Below are 20891 nucleotides of genomic sequence, written 5' to 3'. Positions count from 1 at the left end.
TCAGGCTCCACTGGCTTGCGATAAAGCGGGCTCGCGCGCGTTGCGCGGCGTCACGAGCTCGCCGAGAAAGCTGTAGCGTTCGAGACTGTCGATCCGGACCGGCAGGATTTGTCCGATGATGTCGGGCGAGGCCATCACGTGCGCGGGCTGGAGGAACGCGGTGCGGCCGACGATCTGGCCGTCCTTGCGGGCCGGGCGTTCGAACAGCACGTCGACCGTTGAGCCAATCGCAGCCTTGTTGAAGGCCGATTGCTGGCTGTCGATCAGTTCCTGGAGCCGCTCCAATCGCTGGTCCATCTCGGCTGGGGACACCGTCTCCTGCATGTCCGCGGCCGGCGTTCCCGGCCGGGCGGAGTATTTGAACGAATATGCCGCAGCGTAGCCGATTTGCGCGACAAGCGCGAGTGTCGCGAGAAAATCTTGCTCGCTCTCGCCGGGGAAGCCGACGATAAAATCCGATGAAAAAGCAATGTCTTGGCGCGCGGACCGGAAACGGTCGACAACACGCCGATAATCATCGGCGGTATGTTTCCGGTTCATGGCCGCCAAAATCCGGTCCGAGCCCGACTGGACCGGCAGGTGCACGAACGGCATCAGCTCGCCGAGATCGCGATGGGCTGCAATCAAACTGTCATCGACATCGCGGGGATGGCTGGTCGAATAGCGCAGCCGCGCGACGCCCGGCAGCGCCGCGAGGTGCTCCAGCAGTCTGCCGAGCGGCCAGCTTTTTCCGTCCGGCCCCTCGCCATGATAGGCGTTGACGTTCTGGCCGATCAGCGTGAGCTCGCGCACGCCGTTGTCGGCGAGCCGCTTCACGTCGTCGACGATCTTTGCCACCGGCCGCGAGACTTCCGAACCTCGCGTGTACGGCACGACGCAGAAGGTGCAGAACTTGTCGCAGCCTTCCTGGACCGTGACGAAGGCGGAAATGCCGCGGGCGCGGATCGCGTCGGGCTTGGGCTGGGCAAGGAAGCCGAACTTGTTCGCGGCCGGAAATTCGGTCTCGATCGCACGGCCTTCATTGCCGGCGCGCTTCAACAGCTGCGGCAAATGATGATAGCTCTGCGGGCCGACCACGACGTCGACCGTGGGTGCACGGCGCACGATCTCCTCGCCCTCGGCCTGCGCCACGCAGCCCGCGACCGCGATCTGCATGGTGCGGCCCGCGCGCGCAGCCTCGTCCTTGGCGACGCGCAGCCGGCCGAGCTCCGAATAGACCTTCTCCGAGGCCTTCTCGCGGATATGGCAGGTGTTGAGGATGACGAGGTCGGCGTCATCAGCGCTGGCCGTCTCCACGAATCCTTCCGGGGCCAGCGTGTCCACCATGCGCTGGGCATCGTAGACGTTCATCTGGCAGCCATATGATTTGATGTGCAGCTTGCGCGGCGGCGTCATGGAACCCGGAGTTGAGGTGGAGGACAGCCCTCAAATATAGGCTGGAGCGGCGAAAATCCAGCGAATGGGTCCATCAAAGGCATTTCGGGGCGCCGCAAGCCAAGCAAGCCCCGAATCTCCACCTAAAACCTCCGGATTCCCGGTTCACGCGCTGGACGCGTCCCTCGGGACTGACGCCAGATGGCCGAAATCAACCCGTCAAGGCGTCCGCCGCGACCCGCCGGATCAGCTCCGGCAGCTGATGCATGTCGGCAAAGAGCAGGTCGGCGCCGGCCCGATGCAATGTTTCGGCATGGCCCTCGCGGCAATGGCTCCCGCCGTGAAAGCCGAACACCGTCATCCCGGCCGCCCGCGCGCCGGCAATTCCGGCCAGGCTGTCCTCGATCACGACGCAGCGCTCGGGCGGCACGCCCATCTCGTTCGCTGCGAACAGGAACAGGTCCGGTGCCGGCTTGCCGTTCTTCACCTGGGAAGCCGAGAAGATATTTGGCGCGAGGCGCTCGTGGAGGCCCGTGCTTCCCAGGCTCACGCGCATGCGCTGATGCGAGCCGCTCGAGGCGACGCAGACGCGCTGGTTGATGACGTCAAGCACGTCGCGAATGCCGCGGATCGCCTCAAGGTCGGCTTCGAACGCGCGGAACAGCTCGTCCTGCAGGTCGCCGTGATAGGCTTCGGGCAGCTTGCGGCCGAGCTCGGTCTCGATCTCGAGATTGGCTTGCCGCGTCGAGCGGCCGAGAAAGCGCTCGAATACCTGATCCGAGGTAATTGGATAACCGTGCCTGGACAGCACATCCGCATGCGCGCGACAGGAGATCACCTCGCTGTCCACGAGCACGCCGTCGCAATCGAAGATGACGAGATCGATCGGCACTTAACTTGTGGGTTTGTCGTCGTCGAGCGGGACGCAATAGAGTTCGAGCCGATGATCGACCAGCTTGTAACCGAGCTTGCGGGCGATCTCCGCCTGGAGCTTCTCGATTTCCTCGGAGGTGAACTCGATCACCTTGCCGTCGCGCAGGTTGATGAGGTGGTCGTGATGGCTGTCGCGCATCTGCTCGTAGCGCGCGCGGCCTTCGCGGAAATCATGGCGCTCGATGATGCCCGCATCCTCGAACAATTTGACGGTGCGATACACGGTCGAGATCGAGATCTTGTCGTCGACCGCGACACAGCGACGGTATAATTCCTCGACGTCGGGATGATCGACCGCCTCCGCGAGCACGCGGGCGATGACACGGCGCTGCTCGGTCATGCGCATGCCCGTTGCGGCACAGCGCGCCTCGATGCCGGACGCCTTTGATTCGGAAGAAGGTTTCAGTGCGGTCATAGATTTGTCTGCCTAGCGGGGCGCTTTCTGCCACCAATGTTACGACAAGTCACGTCGCATCAGAAGTGCGTTCAATTGTTCCCCGTTCGGCTGCTTATAGTAGCGTTCGCGGCGTCCGACCACCATGAATCCGGTTCGGTCATAGAGCCGCCGCGCCGGCTGGTTATTTTCCTCGACCTCGAGAAATATCGTGCGCACGCCACGTCCGGCCAGGTGGCCGAGATGGGTCATCAGCAGCGTGCGGGAGAGACCGCGGCCGCGATGGGCCTGGTCGACCGCGATCGAGAGGATTTCCGCTTCGTCCGCGCCGATCCGCGACACCGCAAAGCCGATCGTGCTGCGGCCGAGGCGCAACCGGTGCACCAGCGTGTTGCGCTCACTGAGCATGCTCTCGAACTCGCCTTCGCCCCAGCCGCGCGCGAAGGAGGCGCCGTGAAGCTGCGCGAGCCGTGCGACGTCGCGCGCGACAGCCGGCTCGACAACGGCCGTGCCGCCGCGCCACCATTCCGACAACCATCTCATCATGAGCTTGCAGCTTGTGCTGCAAACGGCAGGTGTGCGGCCGGCTTTGCATCGGGCGCGCGCAGATAGAACGGCCGCGCCGGATTTGTCTCGGGATCGGCCGCGGCGCCAAGCCACGCGACCCAGCCGATGTCAGGCGCGGGCTGCGCGTCGACCGCGACCGGCTGCGGGATATCTTTCGGCCAGCGCTCCGCGAGGATCTTTGCGGCATTGCCGACCAGATGCGGTGCGCCGAATTGCGAGGTCGCGATCACCTCGTCGACGGACGCGACGCCCGGCCGTACCAGCTGGCTGCCGTCGCCGGCCACGATCTGGAAGTAGACGTGATCGTGCCGGGCATCGATCGCCGAGATCACCGGCGCCGTTCCGCTCTGGCCGACCACGGTGGCGGCATAGGCCGACAAGGTAGTCAGGCCTACGGCGGGACGCTTCGCCGCAAGCGCGAGGCCGCGGGCCGCCGAGATGCCGACGCGCAGCCCGGTGAAACTTCCGGGGCCCATGGTGACCGCGATGCGATCGAGCGAGGTGAAGGCGAGATTGGCTGATAGCATCACGCGCGCGATCATCGGCATCAGCGCTTCGGCGTGGCCGCGCTTCATCAGAAGCTGCTCCTGCGCAAGGAGCTGGCCGGCGTCGGTGTCGAGCACGGCGGCCGCGCACGCTTCCAGCGCGGTATCGATGGCAAGGATCAGCATAAGGCGACCATAGCATTGGCAATCGCATGATGCCCGATGTTCTTGCCGTCGTGGCCGGGCTTGTCCCGGCCATCCACGCCTTTGCGCTCCAAGAACGTGAATGCCGCGTGCCCGGTCAGACCTCGCAGGGTGGGCAAAGGCGCACTTGCGCCGTGCCCACCATCTCGCCTACATCGGCCGGACTTCGACCACGTCGGGCACGAAATGCTTGAGCAGGTTCTGGATGCCGTGCTGGAGCGTCGCGGTCGATGACGGGCAGCCGGCGCAGGAGCCCTTCATGTTGAGATAGACGATACCGTCCTTGAAGCCGCGGAAAGTGATGTCGCCGCCGTCATTGGCGACCGCCGGCCGCACGCGGGTCTCGATCAGATCCTTGATCACGTCGACCGTCTCGGCATCGGCCTCGTCGAAGAATTCGTCCTCGCCATCGATATCGACATTGTTCGCGGCCGCACCGTCGGCGAGCAGCGGCGCGCCGGACATGTAGTGCTCCATGATGGCGCCGAGGATCGCGGGCTTGAGCTGCTGCCATTCACCGTTCGCCTTGGTCACGGTGATGAAGTCCGATCCATAGAACACACCTGTGACGCCGGGCACGTCGAACAGCTTTTCGGCGAGCGGCGAGCGTGCGGCCGCTTCGCGGTTCGCAAATTCCATCGGACCGCCGTCGACCACGACGCGGCCGGGAATGAACTTCAGCGTGGCGGGATTGGGGGTGGCTTCGGTTTGAATGAACATGGTTTTCTCCAGACGTCGCCGGTTCAAGGCCGGCGCGTGCTCTATCCACTAGCAGATGGCGACGGCGAACGCACGGTCAAGGGGTGAGCTGGCCGTTTACCTGTTATATCAGCGGGTTAGGGCGCCCGCTTCTCCCTCCCAAGGCAAGCGATGCGAGGTGAAGAGCAGCAGCCTACGACAGCGAATCCACGCTTTGGTCGCTCAGCGCGCCCGAAATGACCGTCACCGGCACCGGGAACGTGCCCAGCGCGTGCGCGAGCAGCGCGACCAACGGCCCCGGTCCCTCCGCGCCCGGGTTCGCGGCGAGCACCAGCATGGCGATGTCGGGGTCCTCGTCGATCACCGCCATCAGCTGCTCCATCGCGGCGCCTTCGCGGATCACCCGTTCCGGCGTGATTGCGGCGATGCCGTTGGCGCGGCCGGCGGCACGGTCGAGCGCGGCTTCCGCCGCCTCATGCGCTTCGGCGCGCATGATGTCGGCGACCCCCAGCCATTCCTGGCTCTGCTGGTCGGGCTCGATGATGCGCAGCATCACCACGCCGCCGCCGGCGCGGATCGCCCAGCGGCTGGCATAATAAACCGCGCGATCCCACTCGGCGGTGTCGTCGACGATGACGAGGCATTTGGGCTTGTGACCCGGCTGGAAGCAAAGTCGCTTGCTGGTCATGCATGTCCCGGAATGTGCACGGTCGACATGCTGCCACACTCCGTCCCGCTTGGGGAGAGGAGAAGCGGCCGGCGCCGTGGCGTCGGCCGCGTTTCCTGAATGCGGGAATCAAGGCCGGCGGATGAAGCCGACGATGTCCTTCGAGAGCTTCATGGTCTCATCGGCGATCGCGCGCGCCCGGTCGGCGCCGTCGTTCAGGATCGCCTCGATATGGGCGGGGTCGGCGACGAGGCGCTTCATCTCGCCGGCGATCGGCGCGAGTTTCGTGACGCACAAATCCACCAGCGCGTTCTTGAAGCTGGAGAACTGACCGCCGCCGAAATCCCTGAGCACCTCGGCCTTGGAACGGCCGGAGAGGGCGGCGAAGATACCGACGAGATTGTCGGCCTCGGGGCGCGCTTCCAGTCCCTTCTCCTCGGTCGGCAGCGGCTCCGGGTCGGTCTTGGCCTTGCGCACCTTCTGCGCGATGGTGTCGGCGTCGTCGGTCAAATTGATGCGCGAATTATCGGACGCGTCCGACTTCGACATCTTCTTGGTGCCGTCGCGCAAGCTCATCACGCGCGTCGCCGGACCCGTGATCAAGGGTTCCGGCAGCGGGAAGAACAGGCCGTCATTGGCGCCCTGGCTGCGGATCGAGTCGGCGAAGTCGTTGTTGAATTTTTGAGCGATGTCGCGCGACAGTTCGAGATGCTGCTTCTGGTCCTCGCCGACCGGAACATGGGTGGCGCGGTAGAGCAGAATGTCGGCCGCCATCAGCACGGGATAGTCGAACAGCCCGACGGACGCATTCTCGCGATCCTTGCCGGCTTTTTCCTTGAACTGGGTCATGCGGCCCAGCCAGCCCATGCGCGCGACGCAGTTGAAGATCCAGGCGAGCTCGGCATGGCCCGAGACCTGGCTCTGGTTGAACACGATGTGCTTGCTCGGATCGATACCGCTGGCGATGAACGCCGCGGTCACCTCGCGGGTGTTGCGCGCGAGCTCGACCGGTCCACCCCAGACGTCCACGCCCTGCGTGATCGCGTGCATGTCGACGACGCAATAGATGCAGTTGTGGGTTTCCTGCATCTTCACGAAGTTGACGATCGCGCCGAGATAATTGCCGAGGTGCAGATTGCCCGTCGGCTGGACGCCCGAAAAAACCCGTTCAACGAATGGCATGGTTAGTCTTCCTGGCAAGCCTTCCTGAAGGTCATTGGCCGTCGTTTCCAACAGCGGCGCAGCGTCGTCAAGTGTAATTCGAGAGCCTACGCGCCAGGAGCCTGCGCGTCAGGAGCCTTGGGGGCAGGCTTCCTCAGCGCGTTAACTGCCTCGCGCCAGGAAGCGACGCCGAGGACTTGCAGGAGCATGCCATAGACGGTGATCCCCGCCGCGATCTGCAGGCCCAGCACAATGAAGCGGATCAGGCGATGGGCTTCGGCAGGCACAAGACCCACAGTCAGCCAGAGCAGGGCGCCCATGGCGGCTGCGGCGAGCACGATCCGGGGCAGCCGCTTGCGAGCGGCGGCATCGACCGAGAAGCCGAATTCGCCCGTGCCTTTCCGGAGCAGGGAGATCGCGCAGCTCCAGGCGCCGGCCGCAATGCTCGCGGCGATTCCCGTCGCACCGCAGAAGTGCCCGAGCACGACGGCAAGCGCGATCGCGACCACAAAGCCTTTGGCCGTTGCAAGCAGCGGCGTCGTCGTGTCGCTGCGGGCATAGAACGCCGGCGACAGCGCCTTGATCAGCACATGCGCCGGCAGGCCCGGGCGCCAGCCACATCAGTGCGCGCGCCGTGGCCGCGCTGTCCTCCGCACCGAAGGCGCCATGTTCGAACAGCATCCGCACGATCGGATCGGCCAGCACGATCAGGCCCAGCGTGGCCGGCAGCGCCAGCCCGGTCGCGAGTTCGAGCGCGCGCGATTCCGCGTGCGCGACCGCATCACGGTCGCCGCTGCTCACTGCGCGCGTCAGCTCCGGCACCAGCACCGTGCCCACGGCGACGCCGACAATACCGAGCGGCAGCTCGATCAGGCGGTTGGCGAAATAGAGCCAGGAGACCGCGGCGGGCGTGGCCGAAGCGATGACCGCGCCGGCAACCATCAGCCATTGCGGCCCCGAGCCTGCGATCATGCCGGGAATGGCCTTAGCGAAGAAGCCACGCATTTCCTTGCCGAAGCTTGCACGCAGCGGTGTCGCCAGGCGTGCACTTCGCTGCGACAGCAGCATCAGGAGTTGTAGCAGGCCGGCGATGCCGACGATGGCCGCCAGCATCCGCGCGGCGAAGGTCGCGTCGGTGTGCCACAGCAGGAGTGCTGCGATCGCGGCGATCAGGGCAATGTTGAACAGCAGCGGCGAGAACGCGGTGAGGGCAAACCGCCCCTGCGCGTTGAGCAGACCCATCAGCACCGTGACGGGTCCCGCGAAGGCGAGATAAGGCAGCATCAGCCGCGCGTTCTGGACGGCGAGATCGAGCGTCGCGCTGCCGACGAAGCCCGGCGCGATGATCATGATGATCAGCGGCATGAGAACCGCGATCGCGATCGATATCGCGATCAGGCCCGCGCTGACCGTTCCGAGTACGCGTCCCGCAAACGCCGCCGCAGCGGCCTCGCCATCGCGGTCACGAACGCGCAGCCATGCCGGGATCAGCGCCGCATTCAGGGCCCCCTCGCTGAGCAGGCGCCGCACCACGTTGACGAGCTGGAACGCCGCCAGAAACGCGTCCGCCACCGCGCCGGTGCCGAGCAGCGCCGCGATCAGGGAATCCCCGGGCGAAGCCGAGCAGTCGCGAGGCCAGCGTTCCCGTCGAGACAGTCAGGAAGGAGCGGATCATCGGAGCTGTTATAATACCGTTGCTTGCTCGCGCGGGCCCGGTCGTGATAGGCCGCGAGCCAGATTTCAGACCGACAGGAAGCGGATTTCCGCAGGTATCGCAATCCGCCAAACAGGATCAAGGTGAATGGCTGACGTGAAATATGACGTTCTCGGCATCGGCAACGCGCTGTTCGACGTGCTGGTCAAGACCGATGAAGCCTTTTTAGGCAAGCACGGCATGACCAAGGGCAGCATGTCCCTGATCGACGAGGCGCGGGCCGCCGCCATCTACAACGACATGGGCCCGGCGACGGAAGTTTCGGGCGGCTCGGCCGCCAACACCATCGTCGGCATCGGCAGCCTGGGCGCGCGCGCCGCCTATGTCGGCAAGGTCAAGGACGACCAGATCGGCAAGCTCTACGTCCACGACATCCGCGCTGCCGGCGTCGCCTTCAACACGCCCGCCGCGAAGGACGGCCCCGCCACCGGCTGCTCCTACATCCTGGTCACGGGCGACGGCGAGCGCACCATGAACACCTATCTCGGCGCGGCGCAGGATTTGTCGCCGGCCGACATCGACCCGGCCGAGATCGCCAGCGCCGGCATCGTCTATCTCGAGGGTTATCTCTGGGATCCGCCGGGGGCCAAGGAGGCCTTCGTCAAGGCGGCCAAGATTGCGCACGAGGCCGGCCGCAAGGTCGCGCTCACGCTGTCGGATTCCTTCTGCGTCAGTCGCTATCGCGACGAATTTCTGGGCCTGATGCGCAACGGCACCGCCGACATCGTCTTTGCCAACGAGTCTGAGCTGCACTCGCTCTACGAAACGTCCGACTTCGACACCGCGCTCAAGCAATTGCGCAACGACGTCAAGCTTGGCGTGGTCACGCGCAGCGACAAAGGCTGCGTGGTGGTGACGCCAACCGAGGCCGTCGCAGCGCCGGCGTCTCCGATCGCGCAACTCGTGGACACCACCGGCGCCGGCGACCTGTTCGCCGCCGGCTTCCTGTATGGCCTCTCGCGCGATCTCTCGCACAAGCAGTGCGGCGCGCTCGGCGCGCTCGCGGCCGCCGAAGTGATCCAGCACATCGGCGCGCGGCCGCAGGTGTCGCTGAAGGAGCTCGCCGGGCAGCGCGGGCTGACGGCGTAGCGCGGACGCTTTGCCCGTCATTGCGAGTGAAGCAATCCAGGCTGTCCCCGAAGAAAGATTCTGGATTGCTTCGCTACGCTTGCAATGACGACAGGGAAATCACGCAGTCTTCGCAGCCTTCAATCCCAGCCGCTTTTCCACGTCGTCGCGCATCAGGAATTTCTGGATCTTTCCGGTCACCGTCATCGGGAACTCGTCGACGAATTCCACGTATCGCGGAATCTTGTTGTGGGCGATCTGACCGTCGCAGAAAGCGCGCACCTCTTCCATCGTCAACTTCTCGCCGGACCTGACGCGGACCCAGGCGCAGAGCTCCTCGCCGTAGCGGGCATCCGCAACGCCAAAGATCTGCACGTCCTGAATCTTGGGATGGCGATAGAGAAACTCCTCGATCTCGCGTGGATAGAGATTCTCGCCGCCGCGGATCACCAGGTCCTTGATACGGCCCACGATGTTGCAATAGTCGGCGTCATCGATGACGGCGATGTCGCCGGTGTGCATCCAGCCGTTGGCGTCGAGCACATCCGCGGTCTTCTCCGTCTCCTCCCAGTAGCCCAGCATCACGCTGTAGCCGCGGGTGCAGAGCTCGCCCCGTTCGCCGCGCTTGACGATCTTGCCGTCGAGATCGATGACCTTAACTTCGACATGCGGATGGATTCGTCCGACCGTCGAGACGCGGCGCTCGAGCGGATCGTCGACGGCACTCTGGAAGCTGACCGGGCTTGTCTCGGTCATGCCATAGGCGATTGTGACCTCGCCCATGTTCATCTCGCTATTGACGCGCTTCATCACCTCGATCGGGCAGGGTGCACCGGCCATGATGCCGGTGCGCAGCGATGTCAGATTGAAGTTTGAGAATTCGCCATGGTCGAGTTCGGCGATGAACATCGTCGGCACACCGTATAGCGCGGTACATTTTTCCTGCTCGATCGTGCGCAGCGTCGCGAGCGGATCAAACCCTTCGCCAGGGTAGACCATCGTTGCGCCGAGCGTGACGGAGGCGAGGTTGCCCATCACCATGCCGAAGCAATGATAGAGCGGCACCGGAATGCAGATGCGGTCCGTTTCGGTCAGGCGCATGGCGCGGCCGACGAAATAGCCGTTGTTGAGAATGTTGTGGTGGGTCAGCGTCACCCCCTTGGGCGATCCCGTGGTGCCGCTGGTGAACTGGATGTTGACGGGATCGTCGAACTGCAGGGAGACACCAAGCGCGGCGAGCTGCTCCCGATGCACGGTCCCGCCCATGCCGGCGACCTCGTCGAACGGGATCGCGCCCGGGCAGGCGGGGCCGCCGATCTGGATCACGATGCGCAGGGCCGGCAGCCGCGCCGCCTGCAACTGCCCGGGCTTGGCGCTCGCAAGCTCTGGCAACAGTGTGTTGAGCAGGTCCATGTAGTTGCTGGTCTTGAACGCCGTCGCGGTGACGATGGCGCTACATCCGACCTTGTGAAGCGCGAATTCCAGCTCGCTCAGCCGGTAGGCCGGATTGATCGTCACCAGGATGAGGCCAGCCTTGGCGGCGGCGAACTGGGTCAGCGTCCATTCCGGCCGGTTCAGCGACCAGATTCCGATCCGTGCGCCGCGCTCGAGGCCAAGCGCGAGAAAACCGGCGGCGAGCGCGTCGACCCGCGCGGCAAACTCCTTCCATGTCCATCTCACGCCGTGACTGGGCGAGACCAGCGCCTCGCGATCGCTCCAGCGCTGCGCGGCCTGATCGAGGCTGCGCCCGATGGTGTCGCCGAGCAGCGGCGTGTCGGAGATGCCGCAAACGTAACTGTCGGCTTTGTCTGCCAGAATCAAAATAATGTCCTCCAGCCAGGTGCGCGGATGGCCGGGACGACAAGCCCGGCCATGATGCGTCGTGAGAGCTAAGCGGTGTCTTACGCCGCCTTCTGCCCACTGCCGGCATCGAGCCCGGCATAGACGCCGCGCTCGAAGCCGGCAAAAGCCTCCAGGCATTTTCCATCGGCAAATGGTAGCAACTGCATCAGGATCACGCCGGTGACGTCGCGCGCCGGGTCGATCCAGTAATAGGTGTTGGCGAGGCCCGCCCAGGCGAGGCTGCCCGCGCTGCGCCCCTCAGCGGTCTTGTCGGTGTTGATCATGAAGCTGAGGCCCCACTTCTTCACCTGCTCCGGATAGAGATCGACGTCGTTGGTGTACATCGGCGCCGCCGTGGTCATCTTGCCCATGGCGAGATCGCCGATGTGGTTCTGCCCCATCGTCGCGATAGTCTCGGCTTTCAGCACCTGATTGCCGTTGCCGCGGCCCTTGTTCAAGATCATCTGGGTGAACTTGATGTAGTCGGCCGCGGTCGAATAGAGGCCGCCGCCACCCATGTGGAATTCCGGCTCCTGCTCGAGCTCGAACGGGATCGCGGCGAGTTGGCCGTCCTCGCCGCGCGCATGCATCCCGACCAGGCGCTTGCGCATGTCGTCGGTGATCTTGAAGGCGGTATCGCTCATGCCGAGCGGTGCGAACAGATTGTCGCGCAGATAAGCATCGAGCCGCTTGCCGCTGACGGCTTCCACCGCCTTGCCGACGAAATCGATGTTGGTGCCGTATTCCCAGCGCGTGCCGGGATCGGTCATGATCGGCGTCTTCAACGCCGCGTTCTGGCAGCTGGTGATGGCTGGGATGCCGGTCTTGTCCAGATAGACCGCGAGATCGCCGTTCCACATGTTGTAGCAGAAGCCGGCGGTGTGGGTCATGAGCTGGCGCAGCGTGATCGGCCCCTTGGCCGGCCGCAGCTTGGCTTCGCCCTTGGCATCGAAACCTTCGAGCACCTGCGGCTTGGCGAGATCGGGCAGCACCTCGCCGATCGGCGCGTCCAGCGACAGCTTGCCTTGCTCGACCAGTTGCATCGCGCCCGCTGATGTCACCGCCTTCGTCATCGATGCGATCCAGAACACGCTGTCGGCGGTCATCGCATCCGGCTTGGACAGATCGCGTTTGCCGAACGCGCCCTGATAAAGCACGTCGGTACCGCTGGCGGCGATGGCGACGACGCCGGGAATCTCCTTGGCCTCGCTCTTCTGGCGCAGAATCTCGTCGATCTGGTCTTTGCTTTGCATCCGCGTTTCCTCCGGTTTGATTATTTTTGGAAGCGATCGATTGTCCTCCCGCGTGCTCCGCGCGGCAAGCACATCCATGGATCTGCGCCGGTCGCGATGTCGTGACTTGACGGTCCACGCCCCGCGCAGGACGACAAGGGCCGCGCAGGACGACAAGGCGGCTGAACTGCAACACTCCGTCACAATCTGCGGTGGATCGCCGCAACCAGCCGTGAGCGTGGATACGCACGGGCAAAATGTTTTGAGTGTTTGAAGCACTTGAAACATTTTGTGCGTTGCGGCGTTCAACTCTCGGCCCGATCTGCGGCCGACGTTAAGATTTGATGCAAATTTGGCGGCCGTCCACCGGCCGCGAGGGGACCTCAGATGATTTCGACCTGGAGCGAATGGAAGCGCTATCCCCGTCCCGGACGGGGCGACAATCTCGAAGCGCCGATCGCACCCGGTATCTACGAAGTCCGCACCGCGGGCACCGGTGCGCTCTATTCATTCGGCGCGGTCGACAATCTGGCGCAGGCGCTTGCGCTGCTGCCGGTCGGCTCGAAATCCTGGTTCGGCCGCCGCGATACCTCCGACGCCCCCGCTCTCGAATACCGGACGTGCGCGACTTCCTCGAAGGCCGACGCCAGGGCCGCCGCCGAACGCATGATCGGACGGCGCGAGACCTATATGAGCGGCGCGGCGTAAATCCCCTTGCTCCGAGCCTAGCTCCCAGCAGATGTGCGTTGCGGGACGGTGCATTGCGCGCCGCTTGTCCCTATATTGCGGGCGAACCTGAAAAGCCTCTGGGAGTAACGCCATGACCCCGACCGCCGCCGCACGCGCTCAGCACGCCACGTCCAATCTGCGCGACAGGTTGAAGGACCCGTCGCTGCTGAAGGAGGCCTGCTACATCGACGGCGCCTGGGTCGGCTCGCCGGTCTTCGCCGTCAACAATCCCGCGACCGGCGTCGAGCTCGCAAAGGTTCCGCAGCTTTCGGCGGATGATGCCACCAAGGCGGTAGAAGCCGCGGAGCGCGCGTTTCCGGCCTGGGCCAAGCACACCGCCAAGCAACGCTCCAATATTTTGCGCAAATGGTTCGATCTGATTATCGCCAATCGCGAGGACCTCGCACTGATCCTCACCTCCGAGCAGGGCAAGCCGCTCAGCGAAGCTCTCGGCGAGGTCGACATCGGCGGCGCTTATGTCGAGTTCTTCGCCGAGGAAGCCCGCCGCGTCTACGGCGAGACCATTCCGACACAGCGGCCGGATGCGCGGTTGCTCGCGATCAAGCAGCCGATCGGCGTCTGCGGCGCGATCACGCCGTGGAATTTCCCGAACTCGATGATCACGCGCAAAGTTTCGCCGGCGCTTGCGGCCGGCTGCACCGTGGTGCTGAAGCCCGCCAATGAAACGCCGCTGTCGGCGTTGGCGCTTGCCGTGCTCGCGGAGAAAGCCGGCGTGCCCAAGGGCGTGTTCAACATCGTCACCGGCGATGCAGCGCCGATCGGCAAGGTGCTGTGCGAGCATCCGGCCGTGCGTTTCGTCGGCTTCACCGGATCGACCGCGGTCGGCAAGATTCTGTACCAGCAGGCCTCCGTCGGCGTGAAGCGGCTGGGCCTCGAGCTCGGCGGCAACGCGCCGTTCGTGGTGTTCGACGACGCCGATATCGATGCGGCGGTCGAAGGCGCGATCGTCTCGAAATACCGCAACATGGGCCAGACCTGCGTCTGCGCCAACCGGCTTTATGCCCAGGACAAGATCTACGACGAGTTCGTGCAGAAGCTGTCGAAAAAAGTTTCTGCGATGAAGATCGGCGATGGGACGGAAACCGGCATCACGCAGGGCCCGCTGATCAATTTGAAAGCGGTGGACAAGGTCGAGCGCCACATCGCCGACGCCGTGAAGCGCGGCGCCAAAATCGTCACCGGCGGGAAGCGCAGCGAGCTCGGACGCTCGTTCTTCGAGCCGACGGTGCTCTCCGACGTCAAGCCGGACTCGCTGGTGGCACAGGAGGAAACTTTCGGCCCGCTCGCGCCGGTGATCCGCTTCAAGGAAGAGGCCGATGTGATCGCGATGTGCAACGCCTCGCCGTTTGGCTTGGCTTCGTACTTCTACTCCCGCGATCTCGGCCGCGTCTGGCGCGTCGCCGAAGCGCTGGAGTCGGGCATGGTTGGCGTCAACACCGGTCTGATCACCACCGAAGTCGCACCCTTCGGCGGCGTCAAGGAAAGCGGCTTGGGGCGCGAAGGCTCGCATCACGGCATGGAAGAATATGTCGAGATCAAATACGTGATGATGGCGGGGGTATAGGCCCGCCGTTATCCCTCCACGTCATTGCTAGCGTAGCGGTAACTGCCCAGGTGGCCGTTTGTATTCTCTTGACTGACCACATGTGTTTGTGAGTCAAGGTATGGGTGACGCCGCCAAATTCCTCATTGTCTGTGGACGCCCTGCTGGCCCTGATTGGGGAGTTGCAGGAGCGCAACCTGATGTTGGAGCAGCAGAACGCATTGCTGACGGTGCGTGTGGCCGATCTGGAGCGTCGGCTTGGTCTGGATAGCTCCAATAGCAGCAAGCCGCCTTCGAGCGATGGACCGGGCCAGGCTTCTCGCCGGACACAGAGCCTGCGTGAGCGAGGGTTGAAGAAGCCCGGCGGCCAGCCCGGCCATGCAGGCAAACACTTGAAGCGGTCCGAACGGGTCGATCATACGATCATGCATCGCCCTGTCAGATGCGGGCGCTGCCGAATGGCGCTGGAGGGTGAACTGCTGGAACTTGTCGGCAGCCGTCAGGTGTTCGATCTGCCGGCGCCGGCGCCGCTGCTCGTCACGGAGCATCAGCTCTATCGTTGCAAATGCAGCGGCTGTGGCGCGGTCACGACAGGATCGTTTCCACCCGAGGTAAGGGCGCCAGCGCAATATGGCGTCCGGTTGGCCGCTGTGGTGACCTATCTGTCGGCGGGACAGTTTCTGCCTGAAGATCGGCTCGGGCAAATCCTCTCCGATCTGTTTGGCGTGACCATCTCGGCCGGCACGATCGGACAAATGATCGCCCGGGCTGCCAGCCGGACGCAGGATTTCGCTGCGGCAGTCTGCGAGCAAATCCGCCGGGCACCGGTCAAGCATTTGGATGAGACCGGGTTCTGGGTGGGCGCCACGCCGCAATGGCTGCATGTCGCGGGCACCGCCGGGATCAATGGGCTGGTGCATTATCGCGTCTCACCCAGGCGCGGCGAGGTGCTGACGCAAGCGGCGCATATCGTTGTGCACGACCATTGGACATCCTATTTTCAGATGTCCGGTGTCACGCATGCGCTGTGCAATGCGCATCACCTGCGCGAGTTGACGGCGCTGGTGGACATCGATGGCGAGGCCTGGGCCCGGCGCATGCGCGGGTTGCTCCGCTGCCTGTGCCACGAGGTCAATCTGGCGTCAGAGCATCCAACCGATCAGACAGGCGCGCTGCGTCCCAGCAGAATCCGCGCCGCCGAGCGACTTTATGACCGCATTATCCGCGCCGGTATCGCCTGGCACGAGGCGCTACCCGCGCTGCCTCGCGACATCAAGCGCGGGCGGATCAGACGGCGCACGGGCCATAATCTCCTGTTGCGCCTCAAGTTACATAAAGAGGCGGTGCTGCTGTTTCTGCACAACTCGGCAGTGCCGTTTACCAACAACGAGGCCGAGCGCGATGCTCGGATGATGAAATTGCGGCAGAAGATCTCTGCCGGCTTCCGCACCTCACAAGGCGCAGACAATTTCGCCACGCTTCGCACCCTGATCGGTACCGCTCGAAAGCGCGGATGGAACATGCTCGAAACATTGTCCCGATGCCCCACACAACTCATCCACAAACTCAGCGTCGCCTAACCGAGCAAACGGACCTGGGCAGTTACGCGAAGCGAAGCAATCCAGAATCTTTCCACGGAGACAGTCTGGATTGCTTCGTCGCCAGAGCTCCTCGCAATGACGAAGCTGCAGGCCAATCAACGCCTCAGCACCGCGATCGTCCGGTTCGCGAACGTTAGCCGCTCGGCCATGACCGACACGAAATAGGTCAGCAGCTTGTGGCTGAGCGCGGGGTCCTCGACTTTGATCGCGTCGAACTGGTGCGTGTTGAGCACGTAGAGCACGCTGTCGACCTCGGCCTGGATGGTGGCGCTGCGCGGTGTCTGTGACACCAGCCCCATCTCGCCGATCGTGGTGTAGCGGCCGAGGCTGCGCACGCGCGTGGTGCGGTCGTCGTCGGCCGGAATCATGATGCCGACGCGGCCCTCGAGGATGAAATGCATGGAATCGGCGGGGTCGCCGGCTTGCACGATGATTTCGCCGGCTTCGACCTCGATGCGCTGACAGCGGCGGATCAGCTCATCGGCGCCGTCCTCGCTGCCGAGCATTCGCGTGAACCAGTCGCGCAGGCTGGCTTCTTCCTGCGCCAGCTCCTGATGCTGCGAGATGAGCTCGTTCTCGCACCATTCCAGCGCGTGATCGAGCTCGGGGAAGATGGTGACGCCCTCGCCGACGAAGTCGCTGGAGCGCAGCACCTTCTCGGCCGCAGCCGACAGATGCACCAGGATCAGCTCGACGCCGAGTTCGCCAGCGCTGCGCTTGATCTGGGCAAAGCTATAGGCGGCCGATGAATCGACGCCGGTGACGAGCTTGAAGTCGAACAGCAGATAGCGGCATTCGGGGCGTTCCTGAAGCAGCCGCTTGACGTGCTGGTAGAGCCGGTTGGCGGAGCCGAAAGAACAGATAGCTTTGCAGGTTCAGCCCCTGGATCTTGCCGCCATGGGCCAGCAGCACATTCTGGTCGTCGCGCGATCGATCGAGCGAGGAGCGATATTCCGAGCCGTCGAAACTGTATTTGATCGACTCGACCCGCGCGGCGCTGAACGCAAACGTCGCGCAGCCGATGATCACACCGATCAGGATGCCCGGCACGAAACCCCAGGCCACGATGATCGCGATGATGGCGATCAGCGACAGATATTCCAGCTTCGAAAGCCGCTTGCGCGACTCGATGATCCATTTGTGCAGCTGGTCCGCGCCGAGATAGAGCAACAGGCCGCCGAGCACGAATTTGGGGATGAAGCCAAGCAGCTCGGGCGCCACAGCGAGCATCAGCAGCGACAGCGCCGCGACGGTGAGGCCTGACAGGCGCCCGCGGCCGCCGCTGCTGAAATTAAGCATTGAGCGGCTGGTCGAGCTGCAGCCGGGATAGCCGCCCAGCATGCCGGTCAGGATATTGGCGGCGCCGGTGACGTTCAGCTCACACTCCAGATTGGCTTCGCGATGCGTGGCCACCTCGATGCCGGTGGTGTTGAACAGCGTGCTCGAGGCCGTGACGAAGATGACGGCGACGACATTGCCAAGCAGGTCCGGTATGGCAAACCAGGGATAGCGGGCGAGATCGTCGCTATGCCAGGGCAGCATGAAGGCCGCTTGCGGCGGGGGCTGAAAGGTCCAGCCCAACGTGCGGGCGTCATCGACGGAAACGCCGGTGATCCAGAACGCCAGATGCGCGGTGAGCACGCCGCCGACTAGGATGATCGGCAACCCGAACGGGCTGCGCGAGCGGTGCCAGGTGAGATACAGCACCAGCGCCATCGCGCAGGCGGCACCGAGTTCCAGCAAGATGGTGCGGTCGGCGAAGTGCGACAGTGTCGCGAATTGCAGCGGGTGGTCGGTGATCACCCGGACCGCACCCATGACGATGAGAAGGCCGGTAGCGCCGAGAAAGCCGCCGACCACCGGATAAGGCACGTAGCGGATGGCGCGGCCAAGCCGGGTCAGGCCCAGTCCACACAGCACCAATCCTGTCAGCATCGTCGACAGGCCGAGGGTGATCAGGACCGCCGAGAGCAGCGGCTCCGACAGGTTCGCCGTCTCGATGCGCTCGACCACCGAGGCGGCCAGGATACCCGTCACCGCGGCGGTCGAGCTGTCAGGAGCTGCAATCGCGAAGGGCAGGGAGCTGCCGAGCCCGATGACGGCCGCAAGCACCGCGGAGCTGACGAAAGTCGCCGTGATGCCGTAGGACAGATAGGGCGACAACGGCCCCGCGAAGATCAGCAGCGCGTAGGACAGGCCGAACGTGACGGTCAGGACGCTGGCGGCGCTCCCGCCCAATATATCATTCAGCGCGCGCTTGAGGGCCGGTTCTAATCGCGGAGCCGGACGGAGGGTAATTGCTGGATCGGTCACGCCGTGGCGCTCGCCCCTGAAAAAATCTCGTCTGAGACGTAGACGACTACAGGCTTAGCGCAACAGGATTCTTGAAAGTATGAAGTACCGGACAGTTTCGCGGCGAGGTTGTTTGCTCAATCTCCGCAAATTATCTCCGCAAATTCGGTGTCGTCCTGGCAAAAGCCAGGACCCATGACCCCAGGGAGGAGTCGTGACGCGAGCTGACGACCACGAGCCTTCGCCAAACCGCTCCCTGTGGTAATGGGTCCTGGATCGGCGCTCACTTCGTTCGCTGGTCCAGGACGACGATAACGCCTGCGCTAAATCTTCAGCTCCGTCCCCGTCACCCGCCGATACGCTTCCAGATACCGCTTGCTGGTCGCCTCCACCACGCTCGCCGGCAGTGGCGGCGGCGGGGCGTCGCCGTTCCAGCGGCCGGCGCGGCGTTCGATGTCGAGATAGTCGCGCAGCGGCTGCTTGTCGAAGCTCGCCTGCGGCTGGCCGGGCTTGTAGGCGTCGACCGCCCAAAAGCGCGAGGAGTCCGGCGTCATGACTTCGTCGATCAGGATGATGCGGCCGTCCTTGTCGCGGCCGAACTCGAACTTGGTGTCGGCGATGATGATGCCCTGCTCGCGGGCGAGCTCCTCGCCGAGCGTGTAGATCGCGCGCGTCATGCTCTCGAGCGTGTAGGCCGTCTCGTCGCCCACGACCTCACGCATCTTCGCGATGGTGATATTCTCGTCGTGGCCGGTCTCGGCCTTGGTCGCGGGGCTGAAGATCGCTGGCTCCAGCTTTTCGCTCTCGACCAGGCCTGCTTTCAGCTTCTCGCCGGCCAGCGTGCCGGAGCCGGCATATTCCTTCCAGGCCGATCCCGAGAGATAGCCGCGGATCACGCATTCGATCGGAAACACGGTGGTGCGGCGGCAGAGCATCGCGCGGCCGAGAATCTCGGCGCGATGCGGCTTCAACGCCGGAATGGCTGCAATGATCTCGTCGGTGTCGGCGCTGATCATGTGATGGGGCACCACGCCTTCGAGCTCATTGAACCAGAACGCGCTCACTTGCGTCAGCACCGCGCCCTTCATCGGGATGGTCTCACCCATCACGACGTCGAAGGCGCTGATGCGGTCGGTGGTGACGAGCAGCAGGCGATCGTCGTCGATGGCGTAGATATCGCGCACCTTGCCGCGTCCGATCTTGGGGAGGGGCAGGTCGCTGGAGAGCATGGTGGTCATCGGCAGAACTTTCGGAGCAAGGCCTTGCGACAGGAATCCGGCCGCGCCTGATAGCGCGACCGGAAACCGGATTAGCCTATTCCGGCAGCGGAATGAACTCATGTTCCTGAGGAACCCCCGCGAAGCGGCCGGTTTTCCAGTCCTGCTTGGCCTGCTCGATCCGCTCCTTGCTGGAGGAGACGAAATTCCACCAGATGTGGCGCGGGCCCTCCAGCGCATCTCCGCCGAGAAACATCATCCGCGTGGCCTTGAGCGCCTTCACCGTGATGCGGTCGCCGGGCCGGAAGATCAGCAGTCGCGGCCCCTCATAGCGCTCGTTCGCGATCTCGATCTCGCCGTCGACCACGTAGATCGCGCGCTCTTCGTGATCGGGGTCGAGCGGTACGATCGCGCCCGCGACCGCCGTGACCTCGGTGTAGAACCAGGGCGATACCATCGTAACAGGCGAGGTGGTGCCGAAGGCTGAGCCCGCGATCACCTTCGCGGTGAAGTCGCGCTCGGAAATCATCGGCAGATCGCCGGCCCCATAATGCTGGAACGACGGCGCGATCTCTTCGGAGCCCGCCGGCAGCGCGATCCAGCTTTGCAGGCCCAGCATCTTCTGGCCCGACGCGCGCTGCACATCCGGCGTGCGTTCGGAATGCGCGATGCCGCGCCCGGCCGTCATCAAATTCATCGCGCCGGGCTGGATTTCCTGGATGTTGCCCTCGCTGTCGCGATGCATGATGGCGCCGTCGAACAGATAGGTCACGGTGGCGAGCCCGATATGCGGATGTGGCCGCACGTCCATGCCCTTGCCCGAGACAAATTGCACCGGCCCGAAAATGGTCGAAGAAGATGAAGGGCCCGACCATCTGCCGCTTGCCATGCGGCAGCGCCCGGCGCACCGCGAAGCCATCGCCGAGATCGCGCGTGCGCGGCACGATGACGAGATCGAGCGCGTCGCAGGACATGGGATCGCCAAGCACGGGATCGTTCGAGGGTTGCCAGCTCATGGTGGACTCCTTTTGGCTTTTTCGAGCTAAATTGTAGCAGGATTTCGTGCGGCCGTCGCCCCAAAGCCCGGCCGCATACTCCGCTGTCGTCGTCCGCGAAGGCGGACGATCCAATACGCCGAGGCCTATCGA

The 20891-nt window shown here is 64.3% G+C and carries 15 protein-coding genes and 3 pseudogenes; 4 read left to right on the top strand and 14 right to left on the bottom strand.

The genetic code is table 11. From position 1 onward, the window contains the following. From miaB to murJ, 9 genes and pseudogenes are all read right to left on the bottom strand, one after another. Positions 1-1395, bottom strand: coding sequence for a tRNA (N6-isopentenyl adenosine(37)-C2)-methylthiotransferase MiaB (miaB, locus tag ACVWW3_RS30460; RefSeq protein WP_456647704.1), 1395 nt, complete (start codon positions 1393-1395; stop codon positions 1-3). Positions 1396-1585: 190 nt separating this feature from the next. Further along, positions 1586-2266, bottom strand: a complete 681-nt coding sequence (locus ACVWW3_RS30455) for an HAD family hydrolase (protein ID WP_354048960.1) — start codon at positions 2264-2266, stop codon at positions 1586-1588. Further along, positions 2267-2722 (bottom strand): Fur family transcriptional regulator, encoded by a 456-nt coding sequence (locus ACVWW3_RS30450; RefSeq protein WP_247352869.1) that lies wholly within the window; start codon positions 2720-2722, stop codon positions 2267-2269. Between the two features lie 39 nt (positions 2723-2761). Next, the gene (gene rimI, locus ACVWW3_RS30445) at positions 2762-3247 is read right to left on the bottom strand and encodes a ribosomal protein S18-alanine N-acetyltransferase (RefSeq protein WP_247352871.1); all 486 of its coding nucleotides are present in this window, start codon (positions 3245-3247) and stop codon (positions 2762-2764) included. Next, positions 3244-3939 carry a tRNA (adenosine(37)-N6)-threonylcarbamoyltransferase complex dimerization subunit type 1 TsaB gene (gene tsaB, locus ACVWW3_RS30440; protein ID WP_456647705.1) on the bottom strand — a complete coding sequence of 232 codons (696 nt, stop codon included), beginning with the start codon at positions 3937-3939 and terminating at the stop codon, positions 3244-3246. The genes rimI and tsaB overlap by 4 nt, the downstream gene beginning before the upstream one ends. Before the next feature lie 168 nt (positions 3940-4107). Continuing rightward, positions 4108-4677 (bottom strand): NifU family protein, encoded by a 570-nt coding sequence (locus ACVWW3_RS30435; protein WP_456647706.1) that lies wholly within the window; start codon positions 4675-4677, stop codon positions 4108-4110. A gap of 172 nt (positions 4678-4849) precedes the next feature. Further along, on the bottom strand, positions 4850-5344 hold the full coding sequence (locus ACVWW3_RS30430; protein WP_456647707.1) for a universal stress protein: 495 nt from the start codon (positions 5342-5344) through the stop codon (positions 4850-4852). Positions 5345-5452: 108 nt separating this feature from the next. Further along, positions 5453-6505, bottom strand: coding sequence for a tryptophan--tRNA ligase (gene trpS / locus ACVWW3_RS30425; RefSeq protein ID WP_456647708.1), 1053 nt, complete (start codon positions 6503-6505; stop codon positions 5453-5455). 86 nt (positions 6506-6591) lie between these two features. Beyond that, positions 6592-8159: pseudogene (gene murJ / locus ACVWW3_RS30420) on the bottom strand (murein biosynthesis integral membrane protein MurJ). Between the two features lie 126 nt (positions 8160-8285). Between murJ and ACVWW3_RS30415 the strand changes: the two are divergent. Beyond that, positions 8286-9287, top strand: coding sequence for an adenosine kinase (locus ACVWW3_RS30415; protein ID WP_247352882.1), 1002 nt, complete (start codon positions 8286-8288; stop codon positions 9285-9287). 99 nt (positions 9288-9386) lie between these two features. Here ACVWW3_RS30415 and ACVWW3_RS30410 read toward each other — a convergent pair whose 3' ends face one another. Further along, positions 9387-11081 (bottom strand): AMP-binding protein, encoded by a 1695-nt coding sequence (locus tag ACVWW3_RS30410; protein ID WP_456649719.1) that lies wholly within the window; start codon positions 11079-11081, stop codon positions 9387-9389. Between the two features lie 86 nt (positions 11082-11167). Further along, the gene (locus ACVWW3_RS30405; protein WP_456647710.1) at positions 11168-12361 is read right to left on the bottom strand and encodes a serine hydrolase domain-containing protein; all 1194 of its coding nucleotides are present in this window, start codon (positions 12359-12361) and stop codon (positions 11168-11170) included. 366 nt (positions 12362-12727) lie between these two features. On the opposite strand from ACVWW3_RS30405, the gene ACVWW3_RS30400 reads away from it, so the two are divergent. The 3 genes from ACVWW3_RS30400 to tnpC all read left to right on the top strand — a co-directional run bounded on the left by ACVWW3_RS30400 (position 12728) and on the right by tnpC (position 16213). Beyond that, positions 12728-13048, top strand: coding sequence for a hypothetical protein (locus ACVWW3_RS30400; RefSeq protein WP_247351513.1), 321 nt, complete (start codon positions 12728-12730; stop codon positions 13046-13048). 112 nt (positions 13049-13160) lie between these two features. Further along, positions 13161-14654, top strand: coding sequence for an NAD-dependent succinate-semialdehyde dehydrogenase (locus ACVWW3_RS30395; protein WP_456647711.1), 1494 nt, complete (start codon positions 13161-13163; stop codon positions 14652-14654). A 104-nt stretch (positions 14655-14758) separates the two neighbouring features. Continuing rightward, positions 14759-16213 carry an IS66 family transposase gene (tnpC, locus tag ACVWW3_RS30390; RefSeq protein WP_247774328.1) on the top strand — a complete coding sequence of 485 codons (1455 nt, stop codon included), beginning with the start codon at positions 14759-14761 and terminating at the stop codon, positions 16211-16213. 116 nt (positions 16214-16329) lie between these two features. Here tnpC and ACVWW3_RS30385 read toward each other — a convergent pair. The 3 genes and pseudogenes from ACVWW3_RS30385 to ACVWW3_RS30375 form a co-directional block, all read right to left on the bottom strand. Next, positions 16330-18547 (bottom strand): annotated as a pseudogene (locus ACVWW3_RS30385) (SLC26A/SulP transporter family protein). 302 nt (positions 18548-18849) lie between these two features. Continuing rightward, the gene (locus tag ACVWW3_RS30380) at positions 18850-19764 is read right to left on the bottom strand and encodes a phosphoribosylaminoimidazolesuccinocarboxamide synthase (protein WP_456647713.1); all 915 of its coding nucleotides are present in this window, start codon (positions 19762-19764) and stop codon (positions 18850-18852) included. 76 nt (positions 19765-19840) lie between these two features. Beyond that, positions 19841-20759 (bottom strand): annotated as a pseudogene (locus ACVWW3_RS30375) (pirin family protein). Between the last annotated feature and the right edge of the window lie 132 nt (positions 20760-20891).

The sequence above is a fragment of the Bradyrhizobium sp. LM2.9 genome (assembly GCF_054056555.1).
This window is presented reverse-complemented; position numbering and strand designations above follow the sequence as displayed.

Bases quoted from the DNA above. Each gene is read 5' to 3' on its own strand.
- miaB (WP_456647704.1), bottom strand. From the start codon at position 1,395: ATGACGCCGCCGCGCAAGCTGCACATCAAATCATATGGCTGCCAGATG.
- ACVWW3_RS30450 (WP_247352869.1), bottom strand. From the start codon at position 2,722: ATGACCGCACTGAAACCTTCTTCCGAATCAAAGGCGTCCGGCATCGAG.
- rimI (WP_247352871.1), bottom strand. From the start codon at position 3,247: ATGATGAGATGGTTGTCGGAATGGTGGCGCGGCGGCACGGCCGTTGTC.
- tsaB (WP_456647705.1), bottom strand. From the start codon at position 3,939: ATGCTGATCCTTGCCATCGATACCGCGCTGGAAGCGTGCGCGGCCGCC.
- ACVWW3_RS30435 (WP_456647706.1), bottom strand. From the start codon at position 4,677: ATGTTCATTCAAACCGAAGCCACCCCCAATCCCGCCACGCTGAAGTTC.
- ACVWW3_RS30430 (WP_456647707.1), bottom strand. From the start codon at position 5,344: ATGACCAGCAAGCGACTTTGCTTCCAGCCGGGTCACAAGCCCAAATGC.
- trpS (WP_456647708.1), bottom strand. From the start codon at position 6,505: ATGCCATTCGTTGAACGGGTTTTTTCGGGCGTCCAGCCGACGGGCAAT.
- ACVWW3_RS30415 (WP_247352882.1), top strand. From the start codon at position 8,286: ATGGCTGACGTGAAATATGACGTTCTCGGCATCGGCAACGCGCTGTTC.
- ACVWW3_RS30405 (WP_456647710.1), bottom strand. From the start codon at position 12,361: ATGCAAAGCAAAGACCAGATCGACGAGATTCTGCGCCAGAAGAGCGAG.
- ACVWW3_RS30400 (WP_247351513.1), top strand. From the start codon at position 12,728: ATGATTTCGACCTGGAGCGAATGGAAGCGCTATCCCCGTCCCGGACGG.
- ACVWW3_RS30395 (WP_456647711.1), top strand. From the start codon at position 13,161: ATGACCCCGACCGCCGCCGCACGCGCTCAGCACGCCACGTCCAATCTG.
- ACVWW3_RS30380 (WP_456647713.1), bottom strand. From the start codon at position 19,764: ATGACCACCATGCTCTCCAGCGACCTGCCCCTCCCCAAGATCGGACGC.